Origin of the sequence: Synechocystis sp. PCC 7509, assembly GCF_000332075.2 — a bacterium.
Taxonomy (GTDB): Bacteria; Cyanobacteriota; Cyanobacteriia; order Cyanobacteriales; family Chroococcidiopsidaceae; genus Aliterella.
Map to the genome: position 1 here is coordinate 1,930,585 of NZ_ALVU02000001.1, position 18,465 is coordinate 1,949,049.

At 39.9% G+C, this 18,465-nt stretch carries 24 protein-coding genes; 13 read left to right on the plus strand and 11 right to left on the minus strand.

Going from position 1 to position 18,465, the window contains the following annotated elements:
- The first annotated feature begins 69 nt into the window (after window positions 1-69).
- From SYN7509_RS0209865 to SYN7509_RS0209890, 6 genes are all read left to right on the plus strand, one after another.
- Window positions 70-2,025, plus strand: coding sequence for an AbiA family abortive infection protein (locus SYN7509_RS0209865; RefSeq protein ID WP_009634061.1), 1,956 nt, complete (start codon window positions 70-72; stop codon window positions 2,023-2,025).
- Window positions 2,026-2,180: 155 nt separating this feature from the next.
- Window positions 2,181-2,423, plus strand: a complete 243-nt coding sequence (locus SYN7509_RS0209870; protein ID WP_028954226.1) for a hypothetical protein — start codon at window positions 2,181-2,183, stop codon at window positions 2,421-2,423.
- A gap of 17 nt (window positions 2,424-2,440) precedes the next feature.
- Window positions 2,441-2,665 carry a type II toxin-antitoxin system HicB family antitoxin gene (locus SYN7509_RS0209875; protein ID WP_009634062.1) on the plus strand — a complete coding sequence of 75 codons (225 nt, stop codon included), beginning with the start codon at window positions 2,441-2,443 and terminating at the stop codon, window positions 2,663-2,665.
- Window positions 2,666-2,746: 81 nt separating this feature from the next.
- On the plus strand, window positions 2,747-2,920 hold the full coding sequence (locus SYN7509_RS0209880; RefSeq protein WP_202807222.1) for a hypothetical protein: 174 nt from the start codon (window positions 2,747-2,749) through the stop codon (window positions 2,918-2,920).
- 408 nt (window positions 2,921-3,328) lie between these two features.
- A complete protein-coding gene (locus SYN7509_RS0209885; RefSeq protein ID WP_009634063.1) occupies window positions 3,329-3,802 on the plus strand; it encodes a type II toxin-antitoxin system VapC family toxin in 474 nt (157 codons plus the stop codon).
- A gap of 2 nt (window positions 3,803-3,804) precedes the next feature.
- Window positions 3,805-4,014: a hypothetical protein gene (locus SYN7509_RS0209890; RefSeq protein WP_009634064.1), complete on the plus strand. Its 210-nt coding sequence runs from the start codon at window positions 3,805-3,807 to the stop codon at window positions 4,012-4,014.
- An 80-nt stretch (window positions 4,015-4,094) separates the two neighbouring features.
- Here the strand turns inward: SYN7509_RS0209890 and SYN7509_RS0209895 are convergent, their stop codons facing one another.
- The 4 genes from SYN7509_RS0209895 to SYN7509_RS0209910 all read right to left on the minus strand — a co-directional run bounded on the left by SYN7509_RS0209895 (window position 4,095) and on the right by SYN7509_RS0209910 (window position 8,480).
- Window positions 4,095-5,366, minus strand: coding sequence for a M16 family metallopeptidase (locus SYN7509_RS0209895; RefSeq protein WP_009634065.1), 1,272 nt, complete (start codon window positions 5,364-5,366; stop codon window positions 4,095-4,097).
- Between the two features lie 33 nt (window positions 5,367-5,399).
- Window positions 5,400-6,671, minus strand: coding sequence for a M16 family metallopeptidase (locus tag SYN7509_RS0209900; RefSeq protein ID WP_009634066.1), 1,272 nt, complete (start codon window positions 6,669-6,671; stop codon window positions 5,400-5,402).
- A 139-nt stretch (window positions 6,672-6,810) separates the two neighbouring features.
- On the minus strand, window positions 6,811-7,881 hold the full coding sequence (locus SYN7509_RS0209905) for an Mrp/NBP35 family ATP-binding protein (protein WP_009634067.1): 1,071 nt from the start codon (window positions 7,879-7,881) through the stop codon (window positions 6,811-6,813).
- Between the two features lie 80 nt (window positions 7,882-7,961).
- The gene (locus SYN7509_RS0209910) at window positions 7,962-8,480 is read right to left on the minus strand and encodes a polyketide cyclase / dehydrase and lipid transport (RefSeq protein WP_009634068.1); all 519 of its coding nucleotides are present in this window, start codon (window positions 8,478-8,480) and stop codon (window positions 7,962-7,964) included.
- Between the two features lie 291 nt (window positions 8,481-8,771).
- On the opposite strand from SYN7509_RS0209910, the gene hemF reads away from it, so the two are divergent.
- The 3 genes from hemF (at window position 8,772) to SYN7509_RS0209925 (ending at window position 10,527) form a co-directional block, all read left to right on the plus strand.
- Window positions 8,772-9,797, plus strand: coding sequence for an oxygen-dependent coproporphyrinogen oxidase (hemF, locus tag SYN7509_RS0209915; RefSeq protein WP_009634069.1), 1,026 nt, complete (start codon window positions 8,772-8,774; stop codon window positions 9,795-9,797).
- A gap of 92 nt (window positions 9,798-9,889) precedes the next feature.
- A complete protein-coding gene (locus SYN7509_RS0209920; protein WP_009634070.1) occupies window positions 9,890-10,237 on the plus strand; it encodes a DUF2499 domain-containing protein in 348 nt (115 codons plus the stop codon).
- The gene (locus tag SYN7509_RS0209925) at window positions 10,234-10,527 is read left to right on the plus strand and encodes a DUF3593 domain-containing protein (protein WP_009634071.1); all 294 of its coding nucleotides are present in this window, start codon (window positions 10,234-10,236) and stop codon (window positions 10,525-10,527) included. Before SYN7509_RS0209920 ends, SYN7509_RS0209925 begins: the two co-directional genes overlap by 4 nt.
- Before the next feature lie 50 nt (window positions 10,528-10,577).
- Here the strand turns inward: SYN7509_RS0209925 and SYN7509_RS0209930 are convergent, their stop codons facing one another.
- The 3 genes from SYN7509_RS0209930 to SYN7509_RS0209940 form a co-directional block, all read right to left on the minus strand.
- Window positions 10,578-11,555: a glutathione S-transferase family protein gene (locus SYN7509_RS0209930; RefSeq protein WP_009634072.1), complete on the minus strand. Its 978-nt coding sequence runs from the start codon at window positions 11,553-11,555 to the stop codon at window positions 10,578-10,580.
- 83 nt (window positions 11,556-11,638) lie between these two features.
- Entirely contained in the window at window positions 11,639-11,929 is a 291-nt protein-coding gene (gatC, locus tag SYN7509_RS0209935; RefSeq protein ID WP_009634073.1) for an Asp-tRNA(Asn)/Glu-tRNA(Gln) amidotransferase subunit GatC, read from the minus strand.
- Between the two features lie 43 nt (window positions 11,930-11,972).
- Window positions 11,973-12,494: a photosystem I assembly protein Ycf3 gene (locus SYN7509_RS0209940; protein ID WP_009634074.1), complete on the minus strand. Its 522-nt coding sequence runs from the start codon at window positions 12,492-12,494 to the stop codon at window positions 11,973-11,975.
- 179 nt (window positions 12,495-12,673) lie between these two features.
- Between SYN7509_RS0209940 and SYN7509_RS29145 the strand changes: the two genes are divergently transcribed.
- Entirely contained in the window at window positions 12,674-12,841 is a 168-nt protein-coding gene (locus SYN7509_RS29145) for a hypothetical protein (protein WP_009634075.1), read from the plus strand.
- Between the two features lie 79 nt (window positions 12,842-12,920).
- Window positions 12,921-13,759 (plus strand): IS5 family transposase gene (locus SYN7509_RS28380; protein ID WP_202807208.1). Its coding sequence is split into 2 segments (ribosomal slippage): window positions 12,921-13,311 and window positions 13,311-13,759, totalling 840 coding nucleotides; the frame shifts between segments, so codons are not numbered across the junction.
- A 270-nt stretch (window positions 13,760-14,029) separates the two neighbouring features.
- Here the strand turns inward: SYN7509_RS28380 and SYN7509_RS31285 are convergent.
- Together SYN7509_RS31285 and SYN7509_RS30655 are read right to left on the minus strand one after the other, a co-directional pair.
- Complete coding sequence (locus SYN7509_RS31285) at window positions 14,030-14,158, minus strand: hypothetical protein (protein ID WP_255327297.1); 129 nt, start codon at window positions 14,156-14,158, stop codon at window positions 14,030-14,032.
- 219 nt (window positions 14,159-14,377) lie between these two features.
- The gene (locus tag SYN7509_RS30655; RefSeq protein WP_009630123.1) at window positions 14,378-14,581 is read right to left on the minus strand and encodes a hypothetical protein; all 204 of its coding nucleotides are present in this window, start codon (window positions 14,579-14,581) and stop codon (window positions 14,378-14,380) included.
- A gap of 227 nt (window positions 14,582-14,808) precedes the next feature.
- On the opposite strand from SYN7509_RS30655, the gene SYN7509_RS0209970 reads away from it, so the two are divergent.
- On the plus strand, window positions 14,809-14,991 hold the full coding sequence (locus tag SYN7509_RS0209970) for a chlorophyll a/b-binding protein (protein WP_009630124.1): 183 nt from the start codon (window positions 14,809-14,811) through the stop codon (window positions 14,989-14,991).
- 170 nt (window positions 14,992-15,161) lie between these two features.
- Here the strand turns inward: SYN7509_RS0209970 and rpoD are convergent, their stop codons facing one another.
- Together rpoD and SYN7509_RS0209980 are read right to left on the minus strand one after the other, a co-directional pair.
- The gene (rpoD, locus tag SYN7509_RS0209975; protein ID WP_009630125.1) at window positions 15,162-16,322 is read right to left on the minus strand and encodes an RNA polymerase sigma factor RpoD; all 1,161 of its coding nucleotides are present in this window, start codon (window positions 16,320-16,322) and stop codon (window positions 15,162-15,164) included.
- A gap of 853 nt (window positions 16,323-17,175) precedes the next feature.
- A complete protein-coding gene (locus SYN7509_RS0209980; RefSeq protein WP_009630126.1) occupies window positions 17,176-17,862 on the minus strand; it encodes a polysaccharide deacetylase family protein in 687 nt (228 codons plus the stop codon).
- A 59-nt stretch (window positions 17,863-17,921) separates the two neighbouring features.
- Between SYN7509_RS0209980 and SYN7509_RS0209985 the strand changes: the two genes are divergently transcribed.
- Window positions 17,922-18,449, plus strand: a complete 528-nt coding sequence (locus SYN7509_RS0209985) for a hypothetical protein (RefSeq protein ID WP_009630127.1) — start codon at window positions 17,922-17,924, stop codon at window positions 18,447-18,449.
- Window positions 18,450-18,465 lie beyond the last annotated feature (16 nt).

The following is an 18,465-nucleotide window of genomic DNA, read 5'->3' on the forward strand; positions in this document are numbered from 1 at the left end:
TATTCAAACTGGGGATACATTGGTGATACTGCAAGATTAATTCGTAATTCAAACAAAACTGATTAAGAAATGACAGACAAACACAAGGGAACGCAGCTTGGTTACTTTATAGATTTTAAGCTTTGGAAAGATGCTTTGGAGCTTCTAAAGTTTCAAATTAAGCAAAAGCATTCTAATAGGCATTTCAACACTTTAAGTATGTTTTACTATGAAAAGCTTCATGTAGATTGTTTAGATGCTGAACCTCAGACTTATTTCCAAACTAAAATAGCAAGTAGCCTTTTTTATGGCTTAAAACAAGAGTTTGGTGTTTTTTCATATGTAATACCTAAACCTGGTCTTGGGCTGCGTGACTATAAATTTTTTACTTATCCAATGAGAGCGGTTTACTACACCATTGGGCTTTACTTGCTAAAGCTATCGCAGGAATTTATACTTGAAACGCATAGAAAAGCAAACAGAATAGAAGCTTTTTATGGAGGAAATCTAACTTATAAAGAAGAGGAGTTGAAAATCACAGCAAAAAATATTTACTTCCGAAGCTTTCATGAACAATTTAAACAAAAAATCAAAGGAGAGACTGAAAATGAAAGTCAAGATAAGTTCATTTTGCAGTTAGATATTGAAAACTATTTTAATGAAATATCCATTCCAAAACTACTTGAATTTTTGCATATTAATATAAAGCCTAGCATACAGGCAAGTATGTCATATGACTCTCTCACACGCGAACAAATTGTTTGTCTATTTCAATTCATTGCTAATGGACAGTCTTCTGGGATTCCACAGTCAGATAATAATATTATATCTAGTTTCATTGGTTACTTGTATCTAGTTTTTGGAGATTTAATAATAGATGATGTACTGAAGAAGTATATTGGTATTATTGATTTTCACAAAATTATCAGATACACAGATGATATTTATATATCGATAACCTTTAAGCATGAAATTAACGATGAAGATCAAGGCACTATAATTCATTCAATAGCATCTCAAATTTCGGAAGTTTTATACAGTCGTTTAAATCTTAAGCTTAACTTAAAAACGAGGCTTTATCGCATGGAAAAGCAAGATGAAAAGGAAGAACTTCTTAAAAATCTTCATAAAGCGTCTCTTGGGGATGAATATATTGATACTTCTGAAGAAGAGAATCAACAGTGTAATAAAGAACCCAAAGCAGCCATTGAAACACCGCAGGAAAAGTTAGACAAGGTATTTGAAGAATTAATAAAAATTAAAAAATCAAGAGTTGAAGACTATTTCATCCGAGATAAATCAACTCAAGATGAAATTTTACAGACCGTTTTTGATAAAAGCGTAGAACAAATTCTTGATAAACCAGAAAATAAAAATAAAATTCAGTCAATATTTATGAATTTTAACTTTGATCTAGTTAAGGTCAAACCACTTGAAATTTTAATTGTTCTTCTTAAAGATGAAATCTCTTTAGCTAATCTTAAGAATTTCTGTCTGAATAAAAAAATTATTACGATAGGTGATGCAGACTTGATACTTAAATTTTTATCTCAAACTAACTTTGGGGAGAAGAAACTACTTTTGAAGCTAAAAGAAAATGACCATATGAAGGACATTATTGATACGTTCATTAATGGGCAACTTAATTGCAGTAGTCCTGGATACTATAGGCTGACTTGTATGCATATGCATCAAGTTGCAAATATGCCTGAAGTAATTGAGCAAACTAGATTAAGGGTATTAAGTGAAAAAGAAAGTTCTTATTCTGTTGCACTTAACCACTTACTGAATGAAATTCATGCGATATGTATAAATAAAGAAAAAGCAAATAAGAAAAAATATGATGTTCATGATGTAATTAAATTTCTTCAGTTAAAAAATGTTCCGCACGAGATATGTATAAAGATAAGAAATCTGTTTGATCGGAGAAACTCTAACCGTATATCCCATCCTGGCTCAGATGATAGCATTGCTTGGGAAGTTACAAAGGATGAATATTGGGATTATTATGAGAATGTTGGCAAGTGTTTGGATTTTCTGCTGTAGCAAATCGTGAATAGATGAACTACATATAGTTATTAAGTAGGCATCAGGCTAACAATTAAATTGCAGTACGCAGTATTGTCAGATCCATTGCTTCAAGCTCAAGCTCGGAGAATGTTAGCTGCGATCGCTTTCCATCACGAGAATTAGCTGCGGGGTTGCTTGAAGTTCGTTCTATCCCCCATCAACGGCTTATTAATACTCCTTACTTATTTGCGATCGCTACAACGTTGGAACTTGCAACCCTACCTGAAGAAGCCAAAGTTAATAAACCTGCGAGTAGTGCGATCGCATTGTGTCGCGCTCAAATTGCCCCTATTTCCCGCACTACCGATGTCAAGGAATTCATTACTACCGTAGTAGAAGAAACAGCTAACGACTGTTTAGCGATAATGAAATGAAACTAGGAGCAATTAAAATGACATATAAAGTCAGCATTGTCATAGAAAAAGATGAAGATGGATATTATGCCTATTGTCCTGGGTTAGAAGGTTGTCAAACTCAAGGCGATTCTGTGGAAGAAGCTACAGCAAATATTCAAGAAGCCGTAGAACTTTACTTAGAGACACTATCAACTGAAGAAAAAAAAGCTCTTTTAAGTAAAGAAATTTCCACCATGACTTTAGAGGTACAAGTTGCCTAAACTACCGTGCCTGAATGCCCAAGAAGCGGAAAATCTATTGTTTAATATAGCGACAATCTACTTTTAGGTTCAATTAGCAGGTTGCTTGATTTTAGAAGCGATCGCATTTACGAACTACAACAACAAGGCTACAGCGATACAGAACGCTGTTTAAAACCAATAATTCAAACCCTAATAACTACCAAAAACCAGCGCCTTACCCACGATGCCCTAGCTAATTCTACACAAAGTTTATTAGAAGACTTACCCCTTTAGAAATGACTTCGCTTTAGCAAGATATTCTAAAGTTAGTTTATAGCTACTTTGTTTAATGTATTGCTGCGATCGCTAAATCATTTAAGGCGGTTTTAGAGCTAACCACAGATACATAGAGATTGGTAAAGTAACGACAAGCCACTCTTAAAGTATCTTTGGTTTTCTCTTGAGAAGTTGTGGTGGCAACTCATTTTATCAATGCGATGTCCAGGGATTTTCTACAAAGCGGCGATCGCTTCTGCAAGTATGGACTAATCAACAATAAATTAGATGCACTGATGGTTAAAATTAAAGGGTAATCGTCAAAACGATGTTAAGCCTGTGACTGTTCGACAACCCTACTACAGTAAAAAGAATTCCCTCGATGTGGCAATTAGCTAGAATTGGGAAGCTTGCGATCAGCCGTGTATGAGTGAAACCGTTTATATTGAAACAAGTATTTTAGGCTACCTGACGGCTCGACCCAGTAGAGATATTATTGTGGCTGCAAATATTGAAATAACAAGGGAGTGGTGGGATACGCGCCGCAGTGACTTCCAACTCTATTCCTCTCAGGCAGTTGTGAAAGAAACTTCCCAAGGCGACATTGCGATCGCATCTCAACGACTAGAAATTCTTCGTAGTTTTTCCCTACTAGAATTAAATCAATCCGTGCTTGATTTGGCAGAGCAATTTTTGGAACGCAGTAACCTTCCCACAAAAGCTGATGTTGACGCTGTTCACATTGCCGCAGCTACCGTTCATGGCATGGATTACTTGCTCACATGGAACTGTAAGCACATTGCCAATGCTCAAATTCAGAGAAAATTGGCGGAAATTAGTTTTGATTGTGGACACGAGTTGCCGATTCTTTGTACACCTTATGAACTCCTCGGAGGTTGATTATGTTTCAAGATGAGATTGTAGAAGAAATTCACAAAATTCGTGAAGAATACTCTCGTTCATTCAATCATGATTTGAAAGCCATCTTTGCTGATTTGCAAAAGCAGCAAACAGAAAGCGGCACAGAAGTTGTGAACTTATCGCGAAATCCCAGTCTAACCAAACGTTGGAGCAGACGGGAAAGAGATATTGGTAGTGAGAAAACATTATAGCAATCGCCCTATAACAACGCTGACTTGCCGAAAGTCGGCGTTGTTATACAAAAAAGAGACGAATTTTAAGAGTTGGTTAATTAAGCAGCTAAATTATTTAAAGCGGTTTCTGGCCCAACTACAGATATATAGGGATTGGTAAAGTAACGATTTGCTGCTCTTAAAGTATCGGCGGTTGTTACTTCAGCAACTTGCTGTTGAAACTTAGTATCAAATTCAATTCCCAAGCCAATGCTTTCGTACCAACCGTACACTTGAGCAATTTGAGCATTAGTTTGTTTGCCTAAAGCGTACTGTCCTAAAAGCTTATTTTTAGCGGTTTGTAATGCTTCCTCGCTAAGTTCAGCGCTGCATAATAAATCAACTTCTGTTTGTAATCCTTCCAGTGCGATCGCAGTATTTTCGGGCGCTGTACCCATATAAACTACAAACTGAGCCACATCTTGCCTTGTGGGATAAAATGCCGAAACATCGTAAGCTAATCCGCGTTTTTCTCGCAGTTCTACAAATAATCGACTAGAAAGCCCGTTACCTAAATAGGTAGAAAGGAGTTTGAGCGCCGTATAGTCAAGCTCTCGCACCGCCGGAGCAAGATAACCGAGCATAACGATAGATTGCTGGGTTTGCTTGGGTGTCATCGTCGGGTAAGGCTGAGAAACTAGATCGGGAAAATTTAGCGTTGGTAAAGGAGTTGTGGGTTTTTGCCAATCGCCAAAAACTTCTTCAATCATGGCGATCGCATCTTTTTCACTCACGCGCCCAGCTAGACTAATTACTAGGTTATCTGGGCGAAAATGGGTTTGATGAAACTCTTGCAAATCTTCTTTACGCAGATTAGTTACTGTTTCTTGCGTCCCCAAGGCTGACATAGCGTAGGGGTGGTTTTGATACATTGCTTGACGTAACTTATCAAAAGCAATGCTAAAGGGTTGCTCTTGCTGAGAACGAATATTTTGTAAGGTTAAACGTCGCTCTAGTGCTACCTCCATTTCAGGAAAAGTAGGAAATCTCAGTATTTGCCCCGCAAGTTCTAACATTGAGGGCATATCTGCTGTTACAGTTTTGAGGCTAAGGACAAAATAATCTCCCGCCGCATCAGTACTTAAACTTGCTCCTAATGATTCTACGCGATCGCCTATTTCAAAAGAGGAAAGCTTTTGCGTTCCTTTAGTAATCACATTCGATAATAAATGTGCGAGTCCCGCTTGCTGCGGCGCTTCCCAACTACTACCAGCACGAATAAATAGCCGCGCTGCAATAATATCGGCTACGGGGTTTTCTGCTATCAGTATAGTTATGCCATTACTTAAAACTGTGCGTTGAATAGCTTGATTTTGTAGTTGAGTTGTCACGCCCACTTGTCCTTTTTTGATTATTCCTTAACGCTAACAAGGTTTGAGTACAGTTACCGCATACTGAGAAGGAGATAAATACTGACGAGCCAATAATTGTAGTTCTTCCGGTTGAAACGACTTCACCTCTTGGGGATAACGTAAAGCTAATTCCGGCGTGGCGATCGTGCTGTAATAACCATAAAGTCCGGCGATTTGGCTAGGGGTTTCAGTGTAAAAAGTGTAATCGTTACACATCAACCGCTTGCAGCGATCGAGTTCCGACAGGCAAATAGGTATATTTTGTAATTCTTCTAAGCAAGTACGAATCAAAAATTCTACCCGCTCCAATTGGTTCGTATCTAACCAAGCTGTAATTGTAAATAAACTTGAATCCTTTTGCAGGGAAAAGTCGCAATTAATTCCTTGGACAAGTTGCCGTTCTTCTCGTAATTCTTTCACCAAACGGCAAGACCTACCGCCCGCTAGAATGACTGAAAGCAAGTCTAATCCGTAGGCGTGGCGAAATTGGTCTACCCCCGGCCCAATCCATGCCATCATCAATCGAGCCTGTTCTAAATTGGGCAATTTAATTTCTTGACGGCGGACTCCCGCTAGTAAATATTCTCCTAACTTAACTTCTGGGCGATCGCATGGTTCAATAACTAACTTACTTTTGCGCTCAAAACTATTACTAATCATTTCTACCGCCCGATCTTGTTCCACGCCTCCCACGACTACTACTGTCATATTTTCCGGTTGGTAGTAAGTATGATGAAACGATCGCATGGCGGCGACCGAATGCTGTAATAAATTATTTGCCGTACCCAAAACCGAACGTCCGTAAGGATGATGTTGATAAACGCTTTCACTAAGAGCTTGAAATCCTATCCAGTCTGGATCGTCATAACACGAATGAATTTCTTCTAATACTACATCTCGTTCTTTGTCAAACTCATCTTCAGGAATAGTGGCGTTTAAAAGTAAGTCAGCAAGGTAAGGTAAAGTATCCGCTAAATAAGCTGTGGCAGTAGTTAAAAAGTAATGAGCGTAATCGTGACTTGTAGCGGCGTTTGTCATCCCGCCTTTGTTTTCGATTACTCGGTCAAATTCTCCCGGACTAATAGCAGCAGTACCCTTAAAGATCATATGTTCAAGAAAATGCGCCATTCCCGACCAGTTTTTCGGCTCTTGGACTGCGCCAGCATTTACCCATACGTCTGCTACAACCACCGACGTAGTATTTATGTATTGATGGATAACGTTTAAACCGTTATCTAGTTTAAGAAAATTAGCTGTAGGTACTGGAGCAGTTAGCAGTTGCAATTAACAAGTTTTAACTAGAATTTAATCTTAATATGGTAGCGCTTCTAGACAATAAAAATTGAATTAATTACTACCATTTGAAGTTGACAAAAAGTTGTAGGGGCGCAGTGCATTACTCCCCTACAGTTAATATTTGTGATTACGTTAAAGCGGCAACAGAGACTTTTCCAGCAATATTGAGGGCGATCGCTGTCAGGGCTTTTGCAGACGCAGACTCAGGATCTGCAACTACAATCGGGATACCGCGATCGCCACCAACACGCAGAGCAATTTCTAAGGGTACGCAACCTAATAACGGTACGCCCATTTCCTTAGCGGTTCTTTCCCCGCCACCAGAACCAAAAATATCATACTGCTTATCGGGCATATCGGGAGGAATAAAATAACTCATGTTTTCTACCATTCCCAATACTGGAACGTTCATCTGCTCGAACATTTTTAAGCCCTTACGGGAGTCTAGCAGCGCCACTGTCTGAGGTGTAGTTACAATTACCGCCCCTGCCATTGGTACAGCTTGAGTTAGCGTCAACTGCGCGTCACCCGTGCCTGGGGGCATATCAACAATTAGATAATCCAATTCTCCCCACTGCACTTGATAGAGAAACTGACGAATTACGCCGTTTAACATTGGCCCGCGCCAAACTACAGGCTGATCTCGGTCAATTAAAAAGCCCATCGAAACCAGTTTAACGCCGTGATTAAAAGCAGGTTCTAGTACGTCTTGTTTACCGTTGTTTTGTACCAATATTTTCGCGTCTGCAAGTCCTAGCATCGTTGGCGCATTTGGCCCATAAATATCCGCGTCTAGTAAGCCAACTTTTGCGCCAGTTTGTGCCAAAGCCACCGCAATATTTACAGCCACAGTGCTTTTGCCTACGCCACCTTTACCGCTAGAAATTGCCACAATGTTTTTTACCCCAGAGATTCCCGTGCGATCGGGTAAGCCTTTTTGCTGGGGAGTTTCGGCGGTGACATCAATCAAAACCTCCCTTACACCGGGTAATTTTTTTACCGCTTTAGTGCAATCTTCGACAATAAATTCTCGCAACGGACAAGCGGGGGTTGTAAGTACCAAAGTAAAACTAACTTTACCGTTATCGATCGCAACGTTGCGAATCATATTTAGTTCTACCAGGCTTTTTTGCAGTTCTGGATCTTGAACTGGTCGCAATACTTCTAATACCGAACCAGTGTTAAGGGTTTCAATCATAGTGTTTTTAAAAAGAAAGCATACAGCAAGGATTGTACTTCTTACTGCATCTTAGCTTTCTGTGCCGAGCAAACGGATAATTAAAATTCAAAACTATTTTTTGGCTTGTTGGCAACTCTAGGCAAACCATCGGCGGCTTTTTCGGCGGCGGCGGCTAAAGCGGCGGCAACTTTAGCCGCGTAAGGACGAGAAAAAGACCAAACTAGCGGCGATAACCAACCCTTAAGAGTGACTGAATAAGAAATACAATTACCGCAAACCGTAGATTCTACTCGATACGTTACTCTTTCTTCTATTCCAGGAATGGCGATTACTCTTACACTTAGCAATTCTCCAGGTCTAACCATCTCTACAAAAATTCTGACAGGAATAGGGCCCAAGCGTGTTACAGCTTGGTAAATTAACCCCGGTTTTGGCACTACACCGCAAGGAACATTGGTACTTGAAAGGATTGGATGCCAGGAAACATCGGCTAAATCTACCACTGTTCGCCATAGTTCATCTACCGGAGCAGAACTAATAACTTGATAAGTTCGTGCTAAAGAATACCGAAACCAGCGCTGTTTGCGGTGAATGAATTTGGACAAACATTTGTGCATATTTCTAAATGTCCTTTCTAAGCACTTTTTATACAAATTTGGCATTGCAACCCAAACCTTAGTTTAGTTTTTCACATAGTTGCAATTTGTTTCTATACCATTTTGCGACAGCATTATCGTTGTTGAAAATTTTATTTAAGTTACGGCAGATGCGATCGCGCGTCAAGTCGAATTTGAGCGAAAATAGTTGGAGCGTTTGTCTCGCCGGCTAAAAAAACCTTAGCAAGACTGTCTAGCATATTTGTTAGTACCAACTGACAATTGTAGTAAAAATTAACTTTCCTTTAAATTATGATCGCTGACTCAACACCCCAAACTACACCCACCGCTTTACCCCCAGAAGATGCCAAAGATCGAGTTAGGCAACTAATGCAAGGCTTGCAAGATGAAATTTGTCAAGCTTTAGAACAGCTTGACGGCGTGGGTAAGTTTCGTCAAGACGCTTGGGAAAGAGAAGAAGGTGGCGGCGGGCGATCGCGGGTAATGCGCGATGGCGATGTATTTGAACAAGGCGGGGTAGGCTTTTCAGAAGTTTGGGGGACGCATTTACCCCCGTCAATTTTAGCCCAGCGCCCCGATGCCGAAGGGCATAGATGGTTTGCAACGGGTACATCAATGGTATTGCATCCCCGTAATCCCTACGTGCCTACAGTACACCTAAATTATCGTTATTTTGAAGCCGGGCCCGTTTGGTGGTTTGGGGGTGGAATTGATTTAACGCCTTACTACCCTTTTGCGGAAGATGTTAAGCAGTTTCATTTAACTATGAAGCAAGCCGCCGATGCTCATAATCCAGAATATTACCAAGTGTTTAAGCGTTGGTGCGATGAATATTTTTATTTAAAGCATCGCGCTGAAACTCGCGGCGTTGGGGGGATATTTTTTGACTATCAAGATGGACAAGGAGAATTTTATCGCGGGACAGATCCAGAAGGCCCCGCAGGCATTTATAACAAGCAACTTGGCAAACCCTCGCCGCGCAGTTGGGAAGACTTATTTAGTTTTGCGAGAGATTGTGGCAAAGCTTTTTTACCTGCTTACGTGCCAATCGTCGAAAAACGTAGAAATATGGAATATGGCGATCGCCAGCGTAATTTTCAGTTATATCGTCGGGGACGTTATGTAGAATTTAATTTAGTGTACGATCGCGGCACAATTTTCGGACTACAAACTAATGGGCGCACCGAGTCAATTTTGATGTCTTTACCGCCCTTAGTGCGTTGGGAATACGGCTATCAGCCAGAACCAAACACCCCAGAATCTGAGTTATACGAAACCTATTTGAAGCCTCAAGATTGGGCTAACTGGACGATATAAAAAGAATATTAGAAAAATGGATAAGGCAATATTACCAATTACCAATTACCAATTACCGATTACCCATTACCCATTACCCATTACCCATTACCATGCACGCCCTTTCTATTCCTACGTGGATCATTCATATTTCTAGCGTTATTGAGTGGGTTAGCGCTATTTGGTTAATTTGGCTTTATGGAGAAGCGACAAAAAACCGCTCTTGGTTTGCTTTATCCTTCGCCATGCTACCAGCCTTAATTAGCGCTATGTGTGCTTGTACTTGGCACTTTTTTGATAACACTACTTCCTTAGAATGGCTGGTGACGCTTCAAGCAGCGATGACATTAATCGGTAACTGTACGCTTTTAGCGGCGGGGTGGTGGATTTGGAGAACGAGTAAATTAAAACCAGAGGCAACTACTGAATCACCGCCAAATTCTTCTAAAATAGGCGCATGATTTCTAAAGAAACTCTTTTTGCTTTATCTTTATTTCCCTACCTAGGTTTTTTATGGTTTCTTAGCCGTACTAAGCAAATGCCACGTTTAGCACTTATGGGCTTTTACGGTACTTTGGTTTTTGTCGCCATTACTATCCCTGCCGCAATTTACGCCCAGGTGCATTATGGTAAGTCTTTAGCCGATGTTGATTGGCTGCATGGTTCGGCGGAATCCTTTTTAACGCTGGCTAATATTGTGTTGGTGCTGGGTTTTAGACAAGCGTTGATGGCAGCTAAAAGCCCTGAATGACTGCAATGCTTTGTAGAGACGTTGCAATGCAACGTCTCTACAAAGTTAATCTATACAGTAACTGGTAGGCGATCGCGGTTGTGTGCTTCCTCAAAATCAATTATTGGCCCTTTAGGCACAATTTTTGTCGGATTAACATTCGGATGGCTGCGGTAGTAATGCCGTTTTATATGGTCTAAGTTGCAGGTTTCTTTGATTCCTGGCTGCTGGTACAAGTCTTTGAGGTAATTCCAAAGATTGGGATAATCGATAATCCGGCGCAAGTTACATTTAAAGTGGACGTAGTAGACTGCATCAAACCGTAATAAAGTTGTAAACATAAACCAATCAGCTTCGGTAATGCGATCGCCACATAGATATCTTTGTTTAGCTAAAACATTTTCCCAGCGATCTAATTTTGTAAATAGTTCGGTTACAGCTTCATTGTAAGCCGATTGAGTAGTCGCAAAACCTGCTTTATACACGCCATTATTGATTGGTTGGTAGATAGCATCGGCAACTTCATCAATAGCTGACTGCAATTTTTCAGGATAAAAATCAAGATTGTTTTTTGCATACTCCTCAAACTGAGTATCAAGCATCCTGACAATTTCACGAGACTCGTTATTAACAATTTTGCCTGTTTGCTTGTCCCACAATACCGGAACTGTTACCCGTCCACTATAATTAGGCTCGGCTTGAAGGTACAATTCCCACAGGTAGCGATTATGGTTAAGAGTATCGGGAATGCAACCAGGTTCACTATCTGAAAATTCCCAGCTATTTTGGTCAATTTCTGGTGCTACTACCGATAAACCAATAATATCTTCCAAGCCCTTTAAGCGGCGCATAATGGCGGTACGGTGCGCCCAAGGACACGCCCAAGAGATGTAAAGATGGTAACGCCCCACTTCAGCTTTAAAACCGCTACTACCGTCGCTGGTAATGCGATCGCGGAAGGTAGTAGAAGGACGAACAAATTTGCCTTGCTCGTCTTCTTGATCTCTTTGAGCAATCCATTTACCGTCTTTAAGAACACCCAAACCCATAATTGTCACCTCTCGTGAATATTTACTTCAAATTAAGTCCAACTAGGGCTTGGGTTGCATCGTTCTTAAGTGTTAGGGCAAAATCATTCTGCGCTCAGGATTTGGGGAACTTTAAAAAAGTCTCCTTCTTGATCTGGCGCACCAGTTAGGATTGCTTCTCTCTCTCCGTAGGGTTGTAATTCATCCTTGCGCGTGACGTTACTAACATCAATGGCGCGGGTTGTCGGCGGGACATCAGTTACATCAAGTTCGCTTAATTGAGCAAAATAATCTATAATACTGCCCAACTGAGTAGTAAATTGTGCTTCTTCTTCTGGTGATAGCTCTAAACGGGCAAGCAAAGCAACTTTATGGACTTGTTCGCGGTCGATCATAAATTAGTTAATGGGAGACAATGTTATAAAACCGAAGATCGAGCTAGAAATAAACATCTATGTTCGAGCGTCCGGTAGTCTTAAGCCAGTTTTGGGCTTCAAGGTAATTATTAGGAGCCATACGAATCGCTCTTACCCAATATTGTGCAGCTTTATCAAATAATCTCTCTGATGCGTCCACATCGCCGACAGATTTGGCTTGTTCGCCTTGGTAGTGGTAAATTACAGCAATATTATTTAACGCTTGAGGTAGACGGGGATTAGATTCTATGGCTAGTTCGTATTGATCTAAAGCTCTTTGGTGTTCGCCATTACTAGCATAAATAAGCCCCATATTGTAAAGGATGTAACTGCGATCGTTCGCGTCTTCCTCTAATTCTAAAGCTTCGTTATAGTTGTCTAGTGCTTCTGCGTATTCGCCATCGGCTTGCGCTGACATTCCATCGCGGTAGTAAACAAAGGCTTCTTTGGCTTTTTTATTAGTAGGCAAGATTTTTAAAATAATATCTGCCATGACTGTAAAAGACTTGTCAATAAAATTATCGTTACGTTGAGTTCTGGGCATAATCTTGAGTTAATGTTTTTGCTAATGGCTGGATTTTAATTGATTTTGAGGCAGCAACAAGATTATTTTAATAGTTGCTCAAGCACCAGTGCTATCTATATCTTAGGTAGTATGACGGATAGAAGGCGATCGCACTTACACAGATTCGGTGGTTTCGCCTCCCAGATCCAGACCAGATAGTGCCGTTTTATCAAACCGTCCATGAAATCAACCGCCGCGATTACTCTCACAATCAATGTTTAGCCTGGTCGCCAGAAGATATTTATTTTCGAGACTGGGAAAAACTTTGTGCTAGTCGCTATACTTTTGTTGCCGAGATTGAAGATGCGATCGTTGGTTTTGGATAATTAGAAACCAATGGTCATATTAGACCTCTTGCAAAAGTTAATGATAAAATCGTAGGGAAGTGACTAAGTAGAAGTAAAAGTGACTTATAAAAAGGTAAAAAAATTAAAGGCGGAAGAATTTAAACGTTTGACTGGAGTGCATTTTGACACTTTTAATCAAATGGTAGAAATAGTCAAGGAAGCGGAAAAATCAAGGAAGAAAACTGGCAGACCGCCAAAACTAAAGGTAGAAGACCAAATCTTAATGGTCTTAGAATATTTACGAGAGTACCGAACTTTTTTTCATTTAGGTGCTACTTGGGGAATAAACGAATCTACAGCCTACCGAATTATTCAAAAAATAGAAAATATTTTAATTAAAGCTCCTCAACTAAGACTACCAGGGAAAAAGAGATTGATTGACGATGATTATCAGCTAGAAACGGTAGTAATAGATGTAAGTGAGACCCCCATAGAAAGACCTAAAAAAAACAAAAGAGCTATTATAGTGGCAAGAAAAAAAGACATACGTTGAAAGCCCAAGTAGTTATCGATCAAAGAAATGGAGAAATACTGTGTACGTACTATGGCAAGGGTTCTGAACATGATTTCAAGTTATATAAAAGAAGCAAAATCAGGATTAAAAAAGAGGTTAAATGTTTAGCAGATAAGGGATATCAAGGAATTAAAAAGCATCATCATTTTAGTCAAATACCTAAAAAGAAGCCAAGAAAAGATAAGCTTTCTGTAGCCGAGAAAAAAGAGAATAGAGAACTAGCGAAAGAGAGAATAATTATTGAAAATGTTTTTGCCCATTTGAAAAGATTTAGGATTTTACAAGGGCGATATAGAAACAGAAGGAAACGATTTGGATTAAGGTTTAATTTAATAGCTTCTATTTATAATTATGAGCTTAACTTAAACGCAAATCAATCTTAAAGCTTATTTTTGCAAGAGGTCTATTGATTGCTTTTACTGCCATGAAGACTATCAGCCGTTGTAGTGTGGGTAGTCAAATCTATTGAGCAATAGCAGAAAAGGCGGTAGAAGTATGTTTAGAGCGCTTGTTTACCGAAGCAAGTATTAGCGCATAGCCATTTTTTCAGCGCCTAGGATTTGTAATTATCACCGAGCAGTAAGCTACTTGTAGAGGAGATTTTACTAACGATGTCATGGCAAAAGTTTTGAACCTAATTGCTGGTAAATAAACTAAGAATAGCCTTCAACATATTCAACTTCTGGCAGTTTTCCGGCTCTAAAGCTAAGTACCCGCTTGCCGTCCGTTTCAAATACTAATCGATAAAAGCGATCGCTTTTATCTTTGGGGATAAACGTCAAATAGTGTCCGCCACTATCTGCTCTATAGGCGTGAGTGCTGACCTTGATTTGTTTTGGATACAGCGCTTTAATTCGAGCTTCGGTATCGCCAATTTTTGCACCACTTAGGGTAGTAATAGGGCTAGAGTTGGATACATCGACTCTAGCAATGCGCCCATTAATAACTATTAATCCCAGACCTTTAGGTGCGCCTTGAGGCTGGACGTAATAGCAGCCTCGCTAAATGGGATATCCGGTAGAAATTAGCTTAGTCCCTGATGCTGTACTTGCTTGTGTAACGGTCATTCCTACTCTAATTGAGCCAATGCCACTGACAGCAACTTTTGACTGCTTTGTAATTTTTGTTTGGGCGCTAGTTGCACCGATAGCTACTACCGCCACTGCTAGAGGACTGATTAAATAAGTTAAAAATTTCGCGCTCATACTTAGTAATCTTTATTTTTATTGACTAATTAGAGCGGTTAATTGTTGCCACGCCCAAAAAAAAGATGACATTTTGTTATCCCTTGAACGATAGGGCATAGAGATTTTGCCCTATCCAGCAAAAAAGAGTCTTTCTGACTTAAGGCATAGACAAATTGTAAATAAGAGTGTTACATTAATTTACATAGAAGGAAACATAAATTAATAAATTATCAGGGAACTCAACCATGCAAAGTACACCAAAAGTAGTTACACCCCCAGTAATGGAAGACCGCAACGCTTGGCGTTATGGTTTTACTCCTCAAGCCGAAATCTGGAACGGTCGGCTAGCAATGATTGGTTTTTTGGCTGCTGCTGGAATTGAACTATTTTCTGGACAAGGTTTTCTGCACTTCTGGGGCATCATGTAACACCCAGTAAGAAAAACAAAAGTATCAAAGACAAGGAATTTTTTGACTTGAGAGATAACAAGAATCTCTTAGGTCATTTTTTTGAGAGAACTACTTAAAAACGCCAATAGCAGCAGCCATCAGCGTTTTTAATCATTGAATTAATTATAGCAGCCAAAAACTAACCGATTTTAGCGGATATATTCTTTCAAAACGCTATTACGGTTTGGATGTCGTAATTTACGTAAAGCTTTAGCTTCTATTTGACGAATGCGTTCGCGGGTGACGTTAAATATCTGTCCAATTTCTTCCAACGTCTTCATCCGACCGTCATCTAAACCATAACGCAGGCGCAATACATCGCGTTCGCGGGGGCTAAGACCATCTAAAACTTTCTCTAAGTCTTCACGCAACAGATTTTTAGAAACTTGATCTTCTGGCGTTTCACCATCCGACTCAATGAAATCACCCAGGCGAGAATCTTCTTCTTTACCAATAGGCGTTTCTAGAGAAATTGGCAATTGAGCGGACTTAGCAATAAATCGCAGTTTCTCAATGGTCATTTCCATTCGAGTTGCAATTTCTTCCTCAGTGGGCTTACGTCCCATCTCTTGAGAAAGCAGCTTTGTTGTCTTTTTAATGCGGGAAATAGTTTCGTAAAGGTGGACGGGTAAACGAATTGTTCTTGATTGATCGGCGATCGCGCGCGTAATTGCTTGACGAATCCACCATGTAGCGTAAGTTGAAAACTTATAACCCTTTTCGTGATCGAACTTTTCCGCCGCCCGGATCAAACCCAAACTTCCTTCTTGAATCAAGTCTTGAAACGATAGACCACGATTCATGTACTTTTTGGCAATAGAAACTACTAAACGCAAGTTCGACTGCACCATTTTATCTTTAGCCCGTCGTCCCACATGGAGGCGATAACGAAAGGAATTTATTGGTAACTCTACAGCTTCAGCCCATTCACTGTCATGGGGATCTCGATCTAGGCGATCGCAAAGTTGCTCCCTGACGCGCTCCATTTGCAGCAATTCGGCAATTTTTCGAGCTAGTTCAATTTCCTCATCCGCTCTTAACAGCCGAATTCTACCTATTTCTTGCAAATACAGACGAATTGAATCTTCTGTATAGTGCTTCTTTTTAGTTTGCGCCCGACGACGAGACTTGACAACTTTACCAGCTTTTACTTCTTCTTCAGGTTGGGATTCTATCAATTCATCTTGTTCGTCTAGGTCTAAAGGATTAAATTCTTCTTCAATCAAAACTTCTAATGTGCTTTCAGGCTGATTAATTGTTTTGATTTCAGGCTGATGAGTGGTTTCGAGTACGTTGTTAGCCTGGTTCATGCCGCGTTCCTCATGCTCCTTGATTCAACTATCAATCTATCGTCATTTATTTCGTACTCTTATTAACTGTGCTATTAGCTTATTTAATAAGAGGTTTAATTGCTTGTACTGTCAGTGGCAAAGCATCAAATAGACCGGGCATAGAAATTAAAAATTACCACTGCGATCTTCGATGTATTTGCCTAAAATAAGACTTTATCGTTTTATAAAATCTAATGCCTAATAGTGGCTCTAAAAGCTGCTATTAGTGCTGGGAGTTGCTAAGACCCCTCCGATTGTAGCCTGTTTCACAGAAATTGCCTGCCTTTAATGTTTGAATTGTAAAATCTACAGTGGTGATTAGTTAAATTGTTGGTTTTGAGCGCAAGGTAATACCTGGAGGCAATTAAATAAATAGCTCCAAATGTTTTAGTTGCTCCCCCACTTTCCCCTACTTGTTTAATATTTTAAACTTGCTTGGCTTAATTGCCATCAATTCCCGGTTTTTGAGTGGAATAGTTAGCATTTGTTGTTCGCTCAGGCATAGATTTTTTCAGTCATCAAGCTTGATATTTTCTACCTTAATTGGGTTTCAGATAATTTGCCAGTGAGCAAAAAGCGCCGTAAACAGTGGTATAAATTACCTCAAATTCAAGGTCAGAGGTTTTGTACCATTGCTCCTTAACACTAACTTTGGGGTTAACCTAAACTTAAAACTTTTGGTCTTTGTCTAAGTTAACTGACGCTTGCTCAAATTTCAACCTCAGAGAACTTGACAAATCGCCGAAGTTCTCTCGCTATTGTAGTGAATAAATATCTAGAATTACAAACCAAATAAAAATAATTTGTATCTTTGAACGTCAAGGGCAACAAATTATGGTTGTAGATAGCTGGGGTGGGAATGCCAAAAGTTATCAATATTAACAAACTTATAGCCGAGTTGTAGAAGTTGTGGAATCAAAATTTGGGTAATTTCTGCCACATCAGAGCCGCCACAAGCGCCATCATGTAAAACAATAGTAGAACCGTTCTGTACTTGTTCCAGAACTCTTTGTACGACAAGATTAATTCCCGGTCGTACCCAATCTTCAGGGACTACACTCCACATTACCGAACGGTATTGCCATTGAGTTAATAATTCTAGAGTTTGGGGAGTAAATAAACCGTTGGGAGGGCGAACATTGCGGAGCTTTGTGCCATTTATACCGCAAGCTGCTGAAATCGCACTTTGAGTTGATTCTAAGCTTTGTCGCAACTGCGTAGTGGTAAGAAGCGGAAAAGAGCGATGATCGTAGCCATGCAAACCAATCGAATGTCCGAAGTCGCAAACTGATTTGGCAACCGTGGGGTAACGATGGACGCAAGCACCCAACAAAAAAAAACTAGCTGGGATAGCGTAATCATCCAAAACCTTGAGCAATTGGGGCGTATAAACTGGATGAGGTCCATCGTCAAACGTTAAAGCAATTTCTTTTGTATGAGCATTCCCCGACCAAAGACAGTCAGGGAAAGTAGGTTGTAAAATGCGGTAAAGAACAGGAAAAAATGGAGCCAGTTGCATTTTGATATTTTTTACAGACAGAAATTAACTACAAATTTTAACTTTAGCAATTATTTTAGATGAGTTACGAAGTCGCCAAAAGGGGAAAATCAATAGTTTTTTGCAGTTGGTTGAGTACAATTTTCCTCGTCAGTTGCTCTACAGTAACTACTACCGAATACGAAGCCACAGCCCGGACTACTTATACTTGGCAAGTTGAGTATTTTGTCAACCAAAGTAACGATAATTTAACACGGTTTGAACCTTTTGCTTCTACATCTTTGGTCAATCGCAACGGGATCAAGCCAGAAAATGCTGTAACAGGCCCTGACGATAAAGGCTTGTGGTGGGCGGCTTTACCGCCAAGACCTACGGTAGACGAAATTGAGCAACGGCAAAAACCATCTCAAAAACCTAGCAGTCCGCAACTGATTAGGTCTGTAGATTATCGGCTAAGTTATACCGTAGGAAACAAAGTGCAAATCTTGCCTACAAATTATCAAGTTTACCGCCAAGTAGTTAAGGCTTACCCGCAAAAATCACCTTTACAATTAACTTTAGGAGTGAACGATAACACTGTAGAAAAAGCTCAATTAAGCTCTGAGTAATTAGTTTAATATTAAG